The sequence below is a fragment of the Burkholderiaceae bacterium genome (assembly GCA_024235995.1).
Classification (GTDB): Bacteria; Pseudomonadota; Gammaproteobacteria; order Burkholderiales; family Burkholderiaceae_C; genus Ottowia.
Genome location: JACKLI010000001.1, coordinates 523,143 through 538,559, shown reverse-complemented (window position 1 = coordinate 538,559; position 15,417 = coordinate 523,143). Strand labels below are relative to the sequence as shown.

Genomic DNA, 15,417 nt, shown 5'->3' with positions numbered 1-15,417 from the left:
CGTAGCGAATCTCCGCCGGACCTGTCGACGATCTTGCCGTCCCTAGAGAGCGCCGAGGCCGCGGTCGATGTCTCGCGCCCTGGATCCGCGCTGCGCCCGGGCAGGGGTCTCCTCGTTTTCAGTGCAATAAGTGACGGTACGAAAAGCTAGCACTGGCGCGGAGGTGGTGTTGGTAGATCGTTGATTTCATTGACTTTCCTGTTCACTTTCAAATCTGCGATTCGTGGCGTCAAACCGTGGTCGGTTTCATCCATTGGTGCCAGTTATCGATGCATTTGGCCGCGAAGGCAGGATTTGGTCAGCATAGCGGTCAACCGGGAAGCGAAACACACCCCGCAAGTTGATGCTCTCCAGCCTGGTGGGCGCAATCTTCCCGATCAGTTCCGGTGGAATGACCTGGCGGCGGTTCGACCAGCGATCCAGGACCGCCTGCATCTGTGAGGTATTCCACGCCATCACGATGTTGGCCATCAGGCTCAACGCATCGGCCACAGCCTGCATTTCATCGACACGTTTGGCCTGCGCCGGGCTGATCCGGCCGGTATAAATGGCGCGCTTGAGGGCGTTAACAGCCTCGCCCCGATTGAGCACCCGGCGCAACTCGTTCCTGAAAGCGTCCTTGACAAAGTAGTCAGCCAAAAACGCCGTACGCAGCAACCGCCCCAATTGCACGCCAGCCTCATAGATTGGATCGCCCTGGGCGGCAGAACCGAACCGCGCAAGAGCTGCCACCGCACTGGCATGTCCGCTCATGACCGAGGCTGCCAGGTGCACCAGACTATCCCAATGCTTTTCGATCAAAGCGACGTCGACATTGGCTTCGCACACCGCAGCGATTTCTGCGGGCACTTTGGTGCCGCGTGGCACAAAGAGGTGGCGCTGTTTGAGTTCCTTCAACCGCGGGCAAAGATCAAAACCAAGCAAACGGGCATGTGACATGGCAAAGTCGGTGTAGCCATGGGTATCCACAGCAAGCTGGCTGGTCTCCAGCTTTTCTTGGCGGATGACACCTTCAATGGCCACGCCCGCCTGGCGCTCATTGAGCACAAAGGGCTGCGCATGGAAGATGCCCCACCGGTCTTTTACATGGGAGTAGATTCCAATGGAAGGTGTGTTGCGCCGAGGATCAAGCCGGGCTTGCCACACCCGTTTGGTGGTCTCCATGCTCATCATGTCAGAAGATGCCAAATCGGACCGCCCCCAGGTGGCGGCAATCGGGTGTCGCTGCATGAATTCCAGCACAGCCTGGCAGGCCTGGCTCAGACGCCGTTCGTCCCGCGCCCAGCGCATGGCCTGGCGAATGCTGGTGGCAGACAATTGCGGAATCATGCGCGCGCATTCGACCGCAGTCAGACTGGTGCCGTGGGCCATGATGCCGGCATAGACCATCAGCAGCTCGTCGGTAGAGCGCGGCTCACGTCCGAGCATGATCCAGCTAAAGCGCACCTGGGCGTCAACGGCCAGAATCACTTCCGGCAATTGAACCTCACCGATGCGGTGATCCAAAGCCGCGCGCAGCTTGGTCACTTCTGGGTCTTCGTCCTCTGCGGGCAATGGCGACAAATGGAGTTCATCATCCACGCGCAGTACGCCACTGCGGGCTGCAGCGGCCACCGCATCGACACCGGCAGTTACTCTGGCCAGCAAAGGCTTCAAGAAAGTGGCAGCCTTGCTGGGTAACGATAGACGGGCATAGTGTTTCTTGGACTCTGCCTGCCAACGCTCGTCCGTGAAGAACAAGCGCGCACGACCCCGAAAGCTCAGGCTGTGCTCAATCCAGACCGAGCCATTGCGCACCGCGCGGCGCAGGGCAAACAGGGTGGCCACCTCCAACGCCTGAAACGCCCGTTCCCGGTCTGGGCTGGAGATCGAAACCTGCCAGATCATTCCCAGACTTGGTGCCACCACTTCAACTGGCAGCTTTCTGGATCCTTTGAGATATAAAGCTTGCAGCTTGGCAAGGTACTCGATGGCAGGATGCTCGCCGGTGGCCTGCCAGGGCAGCTTTGCAATGGCGACGAGCAACGACCGCACGGGGCGAATTCCATCAATCAATCCCTCGCGGACCAGGGAGGCCCTGCTCGGTGGTTTGCGTTTCTGGGTTTCGGTGATCAAGGCTTCAAGACGGGCACGCAACTCAGCATCTGGCACCGCACCTTGCGCGCTCAAGGCAACAAGTTCGCCGAGCAGCGTTTTGTACATTGCGGCCCAATTGACGGTAGCGGGGACATCGGCGGCAGCCTGACGCCACAGATCGGCGATCCGGCGCTGCACCATAAGGATCAACTGGTCTGTGGTGGTGAACAGGCAATACCGAAGAAAGCATGCGACCTCCACGGTGCGCGCTGGCTCTTTGATCTTGGCTCCGGCTGAGGGCGGCCTGGAGACAAGTCGGCGCGCGTAGCGGCGCAAGATGAGATCGGGGATGTCTGCCAGGTGCTTATGAACGTCCAGCGTGTAAAGCAGGTCGATGCGCTCCAGTACCTCGCTGATTTGGCGGGTTGAGTGTTTCGCCGGTGCAGCCCATAGCCAACTCTGCTGGGTTTGTCCATCTGGGCGCAGCTCTGAAACTGAGGCTCGCCAGCGATCAAGTGTTGCTGGATCAACGCTGGCGGCGATGGCGGTGCCTGTTTCAACTTCAAGCTGGGCAAGTGCCGCCGCAATCAGTGTCCGAATTGCCCGCTCGTGCACGATCACCAGCTTGTTCTTGTACAGCCATTGACGCGCCCGCACGAGTAGCTGATCGCGGTCGGCGCAGCGCGCCACTTCGTCGCGCAGTTCACGTACCAGTGAGCGGCGCTGGTGCTCGCTCATCCACTGGAATCCAAGGACCGTGCAGGCTACTTGTTGGTGATCGAATAGCGTGCGCCCGCGTTCATACATGGCTCTCAGCGAGGCGACTTCTGGTGCTGCAATGCCAAGCTCGTTGCCAAGGTGGCGCCACAAGGCTACTGGAATTACCCGAAAGGCACCGAGCAAACGCCCACTCATGCGCAGGAAACCAATATGGAGCGCCAGACCAAGCTTGTGGGAATCACCTCGGCGTGCATTGATTGCGTCGCGCTCGGCACCATCGAAGGTGAAAAATGCCTTCATCTCGAAGTCGCTGATATCGCGGGGGAGCCCACGCATCCCCAAAAACGTTGTGTGCCAACCCTGCATCGTGAACCTCAAAAGTGGGAGGCCACCATACCCGTTTACAAAGCGAACAGGAAAGTCAATGAAATCAACGGTCTACCCAGACCACCCCCGCGCCAGTGCTAGCTTTGCGTACCGTCACTTATTGCACTGAAAACGAGGAGACCCCGGCGAAGGTCTTTGATCGAGAGTGCGGGCATGGGCGCAGTGTAGAGGGGTCGCATGGGGCTTGCCATATTTTATTTGAGTAGATATAGTTCGTATACAAACAACATCGTTCATTCCGCGTCGTCGAATCAGGAGACACCCATGCGCACCCCCATCTGCGAGCGCCTCGGCATCGAGGCGCCCATCTTTGCTTTTTCCCATTGCCGCGACGTCGTGGTCGAGGTCACCAAGGCCGGCGGCTTCGGCGTGCTGGGCGCGGTCACGCACTCGCCCGAACAGCTCGAGCGCGAACTCAAGTGGATCGACGAGCACGTGGGCGGCCGGCCCTACGGCGTGGACGTGCTCATTCCCGTCGTCTACGACCGCGAGGCCGAAGCATCGACCGAGGAGGTGATCGACCTCATCCCCGCCGAGCAGAGGCAGTTCGTCGACAAGCTGCTGGATGCGGAAGGCGTGCCCCCGCTGTCCGCCGACGACGCGGCCGAAGCGCGCCGCGAGCTGATCGGGCGCGGGCGCAACACCACGCCGCTGGGCGCGCGCAGGCTGATCGACGTGGCGCTGCGCCACCCGCAGGTCAAGCTGGTGGTCAGCGCCCTGGGTGCGCCGCCGAAGGAACTGGTCGACGAGCTGCACGGCCGCGGCATCCTCGTCGGCTCGCTGTCCGGAAAGGCCGAGCACGCGAAGGCGCAGCGCGCGGTGGGCGTGGACATCATCGTCGCGCAGGGCACCGAAGCCGGCGGCCACACGGGGCAGATCGCCACCATGGTGCTCGTGCCGCAGGTGGTCGATGTCGCCGGCCCCGACATCGCGGTGCTCGCCGCCGGCGGCATCAGCCGCGGCAGGCAGATCGCGGCAGCCTTTGCGCTCGGCGCGCAGGGCGTGTGGACCGGAACGATCTGGCTGGGCACGCGCGAGAGCGAGCTCACGCCCATGGAAAAAGAGGTGCTTTTCAAGGCGAAGTCCGAAGACGCCGTGCAGCGCAAGTGGATGACGGGGAAGACCGGTCGCATGATCCGCAGCAAGGCCTCGGAAGCGTGGGAACAGCCCGGTGCGCCCAGGCACCTGAAGCCGCCGCTGCAGAACATCCTGTACCACAGCGCGCGCATCCGCATCGAGAAGGCGCATCGCGACGACCTGTGCTCGTTCCCCGCCGGGCAGGTCGTCGGGAACATGAAGGAAGAGACCTCCGTGCGCCAGGTCATGCAGGACCTGATGCAGGAGTACATCGACACCGCCGAGCGCATCTCTCCCTTGATCAACCTCTGAAAGCACAGATGGACAAGACACGCATCCCCGTCATCGTCGGCACCGGCCAGGTCACCGACACCACTTCGAAGCCCGAAGAGGGCCGTTCGCCGCTGCAGCTGATGCACGACGCGGTCAAGCTCGCCGCGGCGGACAGTGGCGCGCAGGACCAGGGCGCCGCACTGCTGCGCGGGCTGGACTCCGTCACGGTGATCCGCCTGTTTGCCGACACGCTGCCGCGTTTCGCATCGCCCTTCGGCAAGCTCGCGAATGCGCCGTGGTCCATCGCGCAGCGCGTGGGCGCGGCGAACGCCACGGACCTCGTGTGTCCCCCGCAAGGCGGCGATTCGCTGGTGATGCTCGCGCGCGCGTGCGAACGCATCGCGCAGGGAGAGTCGCAGGCGGCGCTGGTCGTGGGCGGCGAGGCGCTGCGCACCGAGCTCGCGGCCAAGCGCGCTGGTCTGCAGCTGCAGTGGGGCGAGGACGCCCCCACCACGCCCAACCAGCTCACGGGCGTGAGATCGTTCCGGTCCACACGCCCTGAGGACATGTACACCAAGGCCGAAGAGAAGCACGGCATGCGCTCGGCCATCGCAATGTACGCGCTCATCGGGCAGGCCCTGCGCCACGCCGCGGGGCAGACGGTCGACCAGTACCGCGAAGCCAGCGCCAAGCTCTTTGCACGCTTCGCCGCCGTGGCCAGGGACAACCCGCTCGCCACGCGCCGCAAGGGGTACAGCGCCGAGCAGATCGCCGAGGTGAACGCGGAGAACCCCTTCGTGGGCTTCCCGTACACCAAGCTCATGACGGCCAGCGTCTTCGTCGACCAGTCGGCCGCGTTCATCGTGGTGTCCGAAGCGCGTGCCGACGAGCTCGGCATCCCGCAGGACAAGCGCGTGTACCTGCACGGCGAAGCGCATGCGCACAACACGTGGTTCGTGAGCGACCGCGAGCGCCTCGACCAGTCGCCCGCGATGCGCCTGACCTCGCGCGCCGCTCTGGCGCAGGCGGGCAAGACCATCGCCGACGTGGATGTGTTCGACATCTACAGCTGCTTCCCGTCGGTAGTGCAGATCGCCTGCAAGGAGCTGGGCATCTCGCCCGACGACAAGCGCGGCCTCACCGTCACGGGCGGCCTGCCGTACTTCGGCGGACCGGGCAACAACTACGTGACGCACGCCATCGCCGAGATGGTGCAGCGCGTGCGTGCGAAGCCCGGCGCCTATGGCCTCGTCATGGCCAACGTCGGCCTCGTCACCAAGGCGGCGGTCGGTCTGTTTTCCACCGAGCGGCCGAACAAGCCCTTCATGCGCGCGGATTCCGACGCCATCCAGCGCGAGATCGACGCGCAGACCAAGGTGCGCTTCACCGAGGCACCGCAGGGTGACGCGACCATCGAGACCTATGCCGTGCTGCACGGCAAGAACGGTCCCGAAAGCGGCGTGCTGCTCGGGCGCCTGGCTGCTACGGGCGAGCGCTTCGTCGCGAACACGCCCGCCGATGCGGCAACGCTCGCGAAGCTGGAGCAGGTCGAAGGCATCGGGCTGCCCGGCACCGTGACGCAGGTGGACGGCCGCAACGTGTTCACGCCGCGCTTCGGATAAACGCGATGGCGGCACCGGACACAGGCCTCGCACGCCTCTTCAACCCGCGGTCCGTCGCGCTCGTGGGCGCGACCGACCGCTCCACGTGGTCGAAGATGGCCTTCGACAACCTGAAGCTGCTGGGCTTCGAGGGGAAGGTCCATCTCGTCAACCGCAGCGGCGGCGTCGTGCATGGGCAGCAGTCGTTCAAGACGGCAGTCGACATCGGCGAGAGCGTCGACGTCGCGCTGCTCATGGTGCCCAACCCCGCGATGGAGGACGCACTGCGCGACCTGGGCGCCGCGGGCATCCGCCACGCCGTGGTGCTCGCCGGCGGCTTCGCGGAAACCGGCAGCGAAGGCCGCACGATGCAGGAGCGCATGGTCGCCACGGCGCGTGAACTCGGCATCACGCTGCTGGGGCCCAACTGCCTGGGCTTCATCAACTTCACGACCGGCGCGGTGTGCTGGACGGGCGCCATGCGCACGCCACCCCTGAAGGGCGGCATCAGCATCGTGTCGCAAAGCGGCGCGGTCGCCACCGTGATGAAGCACTTCGCGCACCAGCACGGCGTAGGCATGAACGTGGTCGCCGCCACCGGCAACGAGGCAATGCTGGGCCTGGCCGAATGCGTGGACTACCTCGTGGACGACGAGAGCACGAAGGTGATCGCGGTGTTCGCGGAGACGGTGCGTGACACGCGCCTGTTCCGCGCCGCCGCCGAGCGCGCGCTCGCGAAGGCCAAGCCGATCGTGGTGCTCAAGGTGGGCCGCTCCGACATCGCGACGCAGGCTGCGCAGTCGCACACGGGCTCGCTCGTGGGCGACGACAGCGTGTTCGACGGCGTGTGCCGCCAGCTCGGGCTGGTGCGCGTGCGCAGCATCGAGGAGCTCGTGTTCACCGCGGCGCTGCTCGAGAAAACCGGCGTGCTGGCCGAAGGCGGGGTCGCGGTGCTGTCGTCCTCGGGCGGCATGGGCGAGCTGGCCGCGGACTATGCGCAGCTGGAAACACTGCGCCTGCCCGCCTTGTCGAATGAAACGCTCTCGGCGCTGCGCGAGATCCTTCCGCCGATGGCCACACCCGCCAACCCGCTGGACCTGACGGGCGCAGTCGTCAACGATTGGGCGCTCTTCACCCGCTGCATGGATGCGATGCAGCGCGATCCGGCCGTCTCCGTGCTGGTCTGCGTGGCCGACGTGCCCACGGCGAACAACAACGACTGGGCGCCGCTTGCGGTGGGAACGCTGCAGGCCATCGGGCAGTTCAAGCCGGACGGACGCGCGCGCTACCTCGTGGTGAGCAACGCGGTGAAGGCGGTGTCGGACAAGAGCCGCGAAGAAGTGGAGAAGGCGCAGATTCCGTACCTCGCCTGCGGGCTGGACATCGCGTTGCGCGCGTTGCGCTACGCCGCGGACTGGTCCCGGATGTCCCGCAGTGCAGGGGGCGAGCGCGCGGCACGCGCCTTGCCGGGTGCGGCGTCGACGGCAGGCGCCGACTTGCCGCAATCCGAGCGCGAAACGGTGGACTACCTCAAGCGCTTCGGCGTCCCCGTGGTTCCCCAGGTGCTCGCCACCGACGCGAAGCAGGCCGTCGCCGCGGCGCGCGACATGAACGGCCCGGTCGTCCTCAAGATCGCCTCGCCGGACATCGCGCACAAGACCGAGGTCGGCGGCGTCGTGCTCAACCTGCAGGGCGACGACGCGGTCGAAGCGGCGTTCCGCAGGATCATGGACGCGGCCGCCTCCGCGATGCCGAAGGCACGGCTCGACGGCGTGATCGTTTCGCCCATGCGCAAGGGCGGCATCGAGCTCTTCACGGGCGTGCGCGTCGACGCCCAGTGGGGCCCCGTCATCGCGCTCGGACTGGGCGGCGTGTGGATCGAGGCGCTGCAGGACGTGAGCCTGCGCCTCCTGCCCGTGACGCCAGCCGACGTGGAACAGATGGTGTCCGAGCTGCGCGGCGCGAAGCTGCTGCAAGGCTTTCGCGGCGCGCCGCCGGTCGATGTCGCGAAGCTCGCCGACGCCGTGGCGCGCATCGGCGACGCCGCGCTCGCGCTCGGCGCCACGCTGGACACGCTGGAAGTCAACCCGCTGCTCGCCGACGGCGCGCGCATCGAGGCACTCGATGCCCTCGCCACCTACAACCACTGAAAGAGACACACCATGGCCATCACGCAACGCGAGTTCTGCACCGTCGAGAAAGACGGACACCTCACCATCGTCACGATCAACCGTCCCGACGTGATGAACTCCACGCACTACGAGGCGGACCTCGAACTCGACCAGGTGTGGGACGAGTTCGCAGAGGACCCCGAGCAGTGGGTCGGCATCATCACCGGCGCGGGCGACCGCGCGTTCAGCACCGGCAACGACCTGAAGATGCACGCCAAGCGCGGCGTGCGGCAGATTTCCAAGGGCGGCTTCGCCGGCCTGACCACGCGATTCGACCTGGACAAGCCCGTCATCGCCGCGGTGAACGGCATCGCCATGGGCGGTGGCTTCGAGCTCGCGCTGGCGTGCGACCTCGTCATCGCGGCGGAGAACGCGTTCTTCGCCTTGTCCGAGCCGCGCGTGGGCCTGTCGGCACTCGCGGGGGGCGTGCAGTACCTGCCGCGCGCCATCGGCCTGCCGCGCGCCATGGGCATCCTGCTCACGGGGCGCCGCGTGCCGGCGAAAGAGGGCTACGAACTCGGCTTCGTCACCGCGGTGGCGCCGGCAGGCGGCGCGATGGAAGAGGCGCGCAAGTGGGCCGCGCAGATGCTGGAGTGCTCGCCGCTCGCGCTGCGCGCCACCAAGGAAGTCGCGCGCAAGACCATGCTGGGTGAGGACTTCGAGCGCAAGCTGGTGGACGCGCGCGAGTTCCCGGCGGCCAAGCGCCTGCGCACCAGCAACGACTACGTCGAAGGCCCGCGCGCCTTCGCCGAGAAGCGCAAGCCGAACTGGACCAACACATGAGCGAGGCCCTTCCCCTGGTGGAGAGCGAGGACCTCGTCCTCGTGCGCGATTCGGCGCGCGGCCTGCTGCAGGACGCCTGGCCCGCATCGCGCGCCGTCGCCGCTGCGAAGGACGCGGCCGCGCTGAAGGACATGTGGCGCAAGGCCGCGCTGCAGGGCTGGACTGCGCTCGCGCCGTCGCAGGACGAGATGGGACTTGCCGCGTCCATCGTGCTGATGCAGGAACTCGGCCGTGCGGCCTGCCCGCTGCCGCTGGCGGATGCGGTGCTCGCGAACGCGGTGCTCGCCCAGGCGCAGGGCGAGGCGGCCGCGCAACTGCTGGCAAGCGTGCAGTCGGGCGAGGCCATCGTCGCGTGGGCGGCCGATCCGCACGGCGGCAGGGTGACGGATGGGGCCACACTCGATGGCACCGTCTCCTTCGTCGAGCACGGCGCCATCGCCACGCACTTTCTCGTCGCGACCGGCAAAGGCGAAATCGCGATCGTGCCGCGCGAGGCCGCGGGGCTCGCGATCGATGCCACGCCCGGCCTGAACGTGCCGCCCCTGTCGCAGCTGCGCTTCACGCGGGTGGACACGTTCCAGCGCGTCACCACGTCGTTCGACGTCGGCACGCTCACGCCCCTGATGCGCCTGCTGCTTGCAGCACGCGCCACGGGTTCGGCGGGCTATGGCCTGGAGCTGCTGACCGACTACGCCAAGGTGCGCTCGCAGTTCGGCCACAAGATCGGCAGCTACCAGGCCATCCAGCACAAGCTCGCGAACTGCTTCACCAGCGTGGAGATCTGCCGGCTCGCGCTCGTCGCGGCGGGCCGTGCATCGCAGCACGAGCGCGCCTACAGCGCCGCCGTCGCGGCCGCGAATGCGGGCCAGCTGCTGCGCGACGTGGTGCGCGAACTGCATCACGGCTTCGGCGGCATTTCGTTCTGGGACGAGCACGAGCTGCCGCGCCACTTCCGCCGCATCCACGGCGACCTCACGCGGCTCGGTGGCGTGCAGCAGGCCCGGCGCGACGTCGCGGCCCTGCTGCTCGAACGCGGCGCCGTCCCCGACATGGCGCTCACGCCGGCGGCCGATGCCTTCCGCGCCGAGGTGCGCGAGTGGCTGGCGCACAACTGGGACCATGCCTATCCGCCCGAAACGTATGCGCTCCCGGTGAATCACCGCAAGGCGCGTCAGGACTTCAGCCGCAAGGTGGGCGCCAAGGGCTGGCTCGGCGTCAACTGGCCCAAGGCCTACGGCGGACAGGGACGCACGGCCTTCGAACATCTCGCCTTCGAGGAGGAGATGGCCTACGCGGAGGCGCCCGTCACCTTCCACAACACCTCGGCCAACATGATCGGCCCGACGCTCGTCATCCACGGCAGCGACGCGCAGAAGGCGTTCTTCCTGCCCGGCATCGCGCGCGGCGACATCTCGATCGCCCTCGGCTACAGCGAGCCGGACCACGGCTCCGACCTCGCGGGCATCAGAACATCCGCGAAGCGCACCGAGGACGGCGGCTGGGTGGTGAACGGTCAGAAGATATTCACGTCGACCGCCGGGTTCTCGCAATACGTGTGGCTGGCCGCGCGCACCGACCCGGCCAACCAGCGGCACGGCGGCATCAGCGTCTTCCTTGTGCCGCTGGACACGCCCGGCATCACGATCCAGCCCATGAGCGGCCTCAACGGCCACCGCGCGAACGTGGTGTTCTTCGATGACGTGAAGCTGCCCGCCGACGCGCTCGTCGGGCCGGAGAACGGCGGCTGGAAGCTCATCACCGATGCACTCGCCTTCGAGCGCGAGACGGTGGGCGCGATCGGCGCACGTGCGCGGGGTTACTTCGACAAGCTGCTCGCGCACGTGAAGGCCGACGCTTCGCTGCGCAGCGACCCGCTGGTGCTCGACCGCATCGGCGGGCTGGGCGCGGAGATCGAGGCGTCGCGCCTGCTCGCCGTGCGCACCGCGCAGGTGGTGGAGCAGGGCGAGGTGCCGCTGTGGCAGGCCGCCATGCTGAAGGTGTACGCGAGCGAGCTGATGGAGCGCCTGTCCGAGACGGCGTTCGACCTGCTCGGCCCCGGCGCCACGCTCGCCGAGGGCGCGCAAGGCGCGCTGTGCGACAGCGTGTTCGAGTACGGCGTGCGCGATGCGCTGCTTTACACGATCGGTGGCGGCACCAACGAGATCCAGCGCACCCTGATCGCGCTGCGAGGGCTGGACCTGCCTCGTTGATCCGGCTGTTTCATTCCAACTAGATCCTCATCCTGGAGACTCTCTCATGCAAGGCTTCCGACGTTCCCTCTTGCTGGCGGCATCGCTGCTGGCGCTCGCGCCCCTCGCGCCTCTCGCCCACGCGCAAGGCTTCCCCACGAAGCCGATCAAGATCGTCATCACGTACGCGCCCGGCGGCACGGGTGACGTGATCGCGCGCACGCTTGCCACGTCGATGAGCGAGCTGCTCGGCCAGCCGGTGGTGGTGGAAAACAAGACCGGCGCTTTCGGCTCCATCGGCACCATGGCCGTGAAGCAGGCACCCCCTGACGGCCATACGCTGCTGGTGACGACCATCGGCACCGTCGTGCTGGCGCCGATGGTGACCAAGGACGCGAGCTTCGACCCGGTCAAGGGCCTCACGCCGATCGCCAACCTCGCAATGACGCCAGGTGTTCTGGTCGTGCACCAGAGCGTTCCCGCCAACGACTTCCCGGGCTTCGTCACGTGGGCGAAGCAGCAGGCCAAGGGCGTGGACATCGCCGTCGCCGGCCCTACGCCGGAGGTGGCGATGGCGCTGCTCGCGCAGCAGGCCAAGCTCAATCTCGTGACCGTGCCTTTCCGCGGCTACGGCCCCGCGCTGCAGTCGGTGCTGGCCGGCGACACCAAGGTCATCTACATGGTGCCGTCGGTGCAGATGATGGAGTTCATCAAGCAGGGCAAGCTCAAGGTGATCGGCGTGACGAGCGCGCAGCCCAGCCCCGCGGTGCCTGGCGCGGTGCCGCTCAACAAATTCGTGCCGGGCTATGTGCAGGACATCAACTTCGCGCTGTGGGCGCCGCCCGGCACGCCGGCCGACGTGGCCGCCAAGCTGACCGAGACCGTGCGCAAGGGCCTGTCGGCACCGGGCATGGCCGAGAAGTTCGTCGCGTTCTCCGTGCCGCTTGCAGTGGCCGGGCCCGATGAAGTGACCCGCATCACCACGCGCGAGTCGAACGACATCAAGAAGATCATGGAAACCGTGCCGATCAAGTTCGAGTGAGGTCGACCCACCCCCGAAGCGCCTGCGGCGCTACCCCCTCAAGGGGTCGCCCCCAGCGGACCGGCAAAGCCGGATCCGCGGCGGCACTGGAAACACGTAACGAAAGCCTCCTATGAACGTGCGTACCTTTCTCAAGACCATCATGGAAACGACAACCGTCAAGTTCGGGGAATGACGATGCAGATGAATCGACGCAACGCCCTGGCCGCCTTCGCGGCGGCTGCCGTTCCTGGCGCATGGGCGCAGGACCGCTATCCGAGCCGCCCCATCCGCATCATCGTGACGAACGCCGCCGGCGGCGCATCGGACATGATCGCGCGCATGATCGGCACGGGCCTGACCGCTGCACTGGGGCAGCCCGTCGCGGTCGAGCCGATGCCGGCCGCCAACGGCATGTGTTCGAAGACCAGGTCGCGCTCAAGCCGCAGGCCGTGGCGGTCCAGTCGCCACAGGGGGACTGGACGTATGCGCAGCTCGGCGAGCAGGTCGCGCGCATGTCCGCGTGGCTGCGCGTACAAGGCGTTGCGCGAGGCGACCGCGTGGCGATCCTCTCGGAGAACCGGCGCGAGTTCGTGCTGACCCTGCTGGCGGCCGCGAAGGTCGGCGCGATCGTCGCGTGCATGAACTGGCGGCAGACGGCGGAGGAGCTCGCGCATTGCATCACGCTCGTCACGCCGAGGATCGCGCTGGTGTCGCCACGGTACGAGCAGCATGTGAAGCTGTTCGGCGAAGTTGCGGTCACGATGATCGGCGAGGAGCTCGAAAGCGACATCGGTGGGGTGCGCTTCGCTTCGACCCCACCCTGCGGGAACGGCGACGTCGTGGAGCCGGAGGACGGCCTCTACATCCTGTACACCAGCGGCACGACCGGCAAACCCAAGGCTGCGCTCGTGAGCCACCGCGCGCTCGTTGCACGCGGCGCGGTCAACACCATGGACCGTGGCGTGCGGCGGGGCGCGACCTTCATCGCCTGGCCGCCGATGTTCCACATGGCCTCCGCCGACAGCATGCTCGTCACCCTCATCGGCGGCGGCAAGGTGATCGTGATGGACGGCCTCGACGTGGGCGTGCTTTGCGACCTTGGCGAGCGCGAGGACAACGTCGGCTGGTTCGTGCTGATGCCCGGCATGATCGACAAGGTGCTGGACGAATACGCGCGCCGAGGCACGCGTCCGCACCCGGCGGATTCGGTGGGCTGCATGGCGGACCTCGTGCCGCGCCAGCAGATCGTCGACGTCACGCGGCTGTTCAACGCACCGTTTCGCAACACCTTCGGATCGACCGAAGCCGGCCCCGCGCCGGGCAGCGGCGGGCGTGTTCCCGTGGGTGTCGCCCCGGAGAACCTCGCCAAGAACCAGAGTTCGCTGTGCCGCGTGCGACTGGTGGACGAGGCGGGCCAGGATGTCGCACCGGGCGAGCCCGGCGAGCTGCTGCTGCGCAGCCCCACGCTCTTTTCCGGCTACTGGGGCATGCCTGAGGCGACAGCCGAAGCCTTCGCTGGGGGATGGTTCCACACGGGCGACGTGTTCACGCGCCAGCCCGATGGCACGCTGCAGTTCGTCGACCGACGCAAATACCTGATCAAGTCCGGCGGCGAGAACATCTACCCTGCCGAGATCGAACAGCTGCTGCTCGCGTCCCCGCGCATCGCCGACGCCGCCGTGGTGCGCAAGCGCGACGCGAAGTGGGGCGAAGTGCCCGTCGCATTCGTCGCCGTGCGCGACGAAACGCTCTCGGCGGAAGAAGTCGTCGCGCTGTGCCGCGGCCGCATCGCGAACTACAAGCTGCCGCGCGAGGTGCGCTTCATCCGCAACGAAGACATGCCGCGCAGCACCACCGGCAAGATCGTGCGCTCCGAGCTGGAGGCGCTGCTGCAGTGAAAGGCGACTGGACGCACGCGTGGCAGCCGATGGTCGATGCCGTCGGCCGCGACTTCGGCGAGGGGCGCACCGAGGTGTGGGGCGAGACGATCGAAGCGAGCATGGTGCGCCGCTACATCGAGCCGCTCGAGCTCGACTCGAAGCTGCATTCCGACGCGGCCTTCGCGCGCGCGCACGGCTACGCGGACATCGTCGTGCCGAGCACCGCCATCGCGAGCTTCGCGATGCCCCTGCTGTGGAACCCCGGCGATTCGCCGCTCTTCGACGACGCGGCGCGGGACGCGCAACCCACGCGCAGCCACATCGGCGGCGTGCGCTTCGGCCTGGAGCCGCCCACCACGCATTTCTTCGGCGTCGACGCGGAAGCGGACTACCTGCTGCCGGTGGTCGTCGGCGACCGGCTGTGCAGGCGCGGCGCATTGCTGCTGTCGTGCAAACCGAAAGAGACGCGGGTGGGACAGGGCGCCTTCATCTCTTGGCAAACCGAGGTGATCAACCAGCGCCGCGAGCGGGTCGCGCTGCTGCGCACGACGTTCTTCCGCTACAACGTGCTGCGCGCCGAGCCTGTCACCCGGGGCTCGACCCGGGGTCGTGGGCCCGCGAGCGCACACGATGCCGGGTCGAGTCCGGCATGACAGGAACACCATGACCCAGCGCCGCTTCGACGACGTGACGGCAGGCGAACCGCTCGCGCCGGTGCACTATCCGGGCTCTCCGGAATAACTTGTGGAACAGGTGACCATGCAGTATCCTCCTGAGTCGGATTTTCGTGTGGAAAGGAAACCAAGTGAAACTGCATCCTAAGACCGCCGCCCTTGTGGACCGGTTCGCCGCAGCTCTGAAGGAAAAACTCGCCGCCGCAGAGGAGAAGTACGGCTACTCCGACGGGTGGGCGACTGACGACTGGATGGGCGAGTGTCGCAAGGAACTGCGGAAGCACGTTGCAAAAGGGGACCCACTGGATGTGGCGGCCTACTGCGCATTCCTGTGGCATCACGGCGAGGCGACCACCGGCCCATGTCCGCACGCAGACTACTGCAACGAGACGGGCTCCTGCGCGAACGGATGCGATGACCGGATGCCTCGGCTGACGGACCAAGATGTGGCCGACTGCTTGGGTCGGTCGTTCGATGCGGCGGGGAATATCCTGCCCAGCACCTTCGCACGCGAGGTTCTCCGGGCGGCTCAAGTCTTGGTCCGAGAGAAGTGAATTGACTG

The 15,417-nt window shown here is 66.7% G+C and carries 10 protein-coding genes; 9 read left to right on the top strand and 1 reads right to left on the bottom strand.

What is annotated here, in order from left to right; genetic code table 11:
- Positions 1 to 246 precede the first annotated feature (246 nt).
- Positions 247 to 3,162, bottom strand: coding sequence for a Tn3-like element IS1071 family transposase (locus H6927_02660; GenBank protein MCP5216999.1), 2,916 nt, complete (start codon positions 3,160 to 3,162; stop codon positions 247 to 249).
- 285 nt (positions 3,163 to 3,447) lie between these two features.
- Here H6927_02660 and H6927_02655 point away from each other — a divergent pair, with 285 nt between their 5' ends.
- From H6927_02655 to H6927_02615, 9 genes are all read left to right on the top strand, one after another.
- Positions 3,448 to 4,572 (top strand): nitronate monooxygenase, encoded by a 1,125-nt coding sequence (locus H6927_02655; GenBank protein MCP5216998.1) that lies wholly within the window; start codon positions 3,448 to 3,450, stop codon positions 4,570 to 4,572.
- A gap of 8 nt (positions 4,573 to 4,580) precedes the next feature.
- Entirely contained in the window at positions 4,581 to 6,155 is a 1,575-nt protein-coding gene (locus H6927_02650; GenBank protein ID MCP5216997.1) for an acetyl-CoA acetyltransferase, read from the top strand.
- 5 nt (positions 6,156 to 6,160) lie between these two features.
- A complete protein-coding gene (locus H6927_02645) occupies positions 6,161 to 8,284 on the top strand; it encodes an acetate--CoA ligase family protein (GenBank protein ID MCP5216996.1) in 2,124 nt (707 codons plus the stop codon).
- Positions 8,285 to 8,296: 12 nt separating this feature from the next.
- A complete protein-coding gene (locus H6927_02640) occupies positions 8,297 to 9,088 on the top strand; it encodes an enoyl-CoA hydratase/isomerase family protein (protein MCP5216995.1) in 792 nt (263 codons plus the stop codon).
- Positions 9,085 to 11,298, top strand: coding sequence for an acyl-CoA dehydrogenase family protein (locus H6927_02635; GenBank protein MCP5216994.1), 2,214 nt, complete (start codon positions 9,085 to 9,087; stop codon positions 11,296 to 11,298). Before H6927_02640 ends, H6927_02635 begins: the two co-directional genes overlap by 4 nt.
- A gap of 46 nt (positions 11,299 to 11,344) precedes the next feature.
- Entirely contained in the window at positions 11,345 to 12,319 is a 975-nt protein-coding gene (locus H6927_02630; protein MCP5216993.1) for a tripartite tricarboxylate transporter substrate binding protein, read from the top strand.
- Between the two features lie 236 nt (positions 12,320 to 12,555).
- A complete protein-coding gene (locus tag H6927_02625; GenBank protein MCP5216992.1) occupies positions 12,556 to 14,199 on the top strand; it encodes an acyl--CoA ligase in 1,644 nt (547 codons plus the stop codon).
- Positions 14,196 to 14,834, top strand: coding sequence for a MaoC family dehydratase N-terminal domain-containing protein (locus tag H6927_02620; protein MCP5216991.1), 639 nt, complete (start codon positions 14,196 to 14,198; stop codon positions 14,832 to 14,834). Before H6927_02625 ends, H6927_02620 begins: the two co-directional genes overlap by 4 nt.
- A 152-nt stretch (positions 14,835 to 14,986) precedes the next feature.
- Positions 14,987 to 15,409 (top strand): hypothetical protein, encoded by a 423-nt coding sequence (locus H6927_02615; GenBank protein ID MCP5216990.1) that lies wholly within the window; start codon positions 14,987 to 14,989, stop codon positions 15,407 to 15,409.
- Positions 15,410 to 15,417: the final 8 nt, after the last annotated feature.

Bases quoted from the DNA above. Each gene is read 5' to 3' on its own strand.
- H6927_02660 (MCP5216999.1), bottom strand. From the start codon at position 3,162: ATGCAGGGTTGGCACACAACGTTTTTGGGGATGCGTGGGCTCCCCCGC.
- H6927_02655 (MCP5216998.1), top strand. From the start codon at position 3,448: ATGCGCACCCCCATCTGCGAGCGCCTCGGCATCGAGGCGCCCATCTTT.
- H6927_02650 (MCP5216997.1), top strand. From the start codon at position 4,581: ATGGACAAGACACGCATCCCCGTCATCGTCGGCACCGGCCAGGTCACC.
- H6927_02645 (MCP5216996.1), top strand. From the start codon at position 6,161: ATGGCGGCACCGGACACAGGCCTCGCACGCCTCTTCAACCCGCGGTCC.
- H6927_02640 (MCP5216995.1), top strand. From the start codon at position 8,297: ATGGCCATCACGCAACGCGAGTTCTGCACCGTCGAGAAAGACGGACAC.
- H6927_02635 (MCP5216994.1), top strand. From the start codon at position 9,085: ATGAGCGAGGCCCTTCCCCTGGTGGAGAGCGAGGACCTCGTCCTCGTG.
- H6927_02630 (MCP5216993.1), top strand. From the start codon at position 11,345: ATGCAAGGCTTCCGACGTTCCCTCTTGCTGGCGGCATCGCTGCTGGCG.
- H6927_02625 (MCP5216992.1), top strand. From the start codon at position 12,556: ATGGGCGCAGGACCGCTATCCGAGCCGCCCCATCCGCATCATCGTGAC.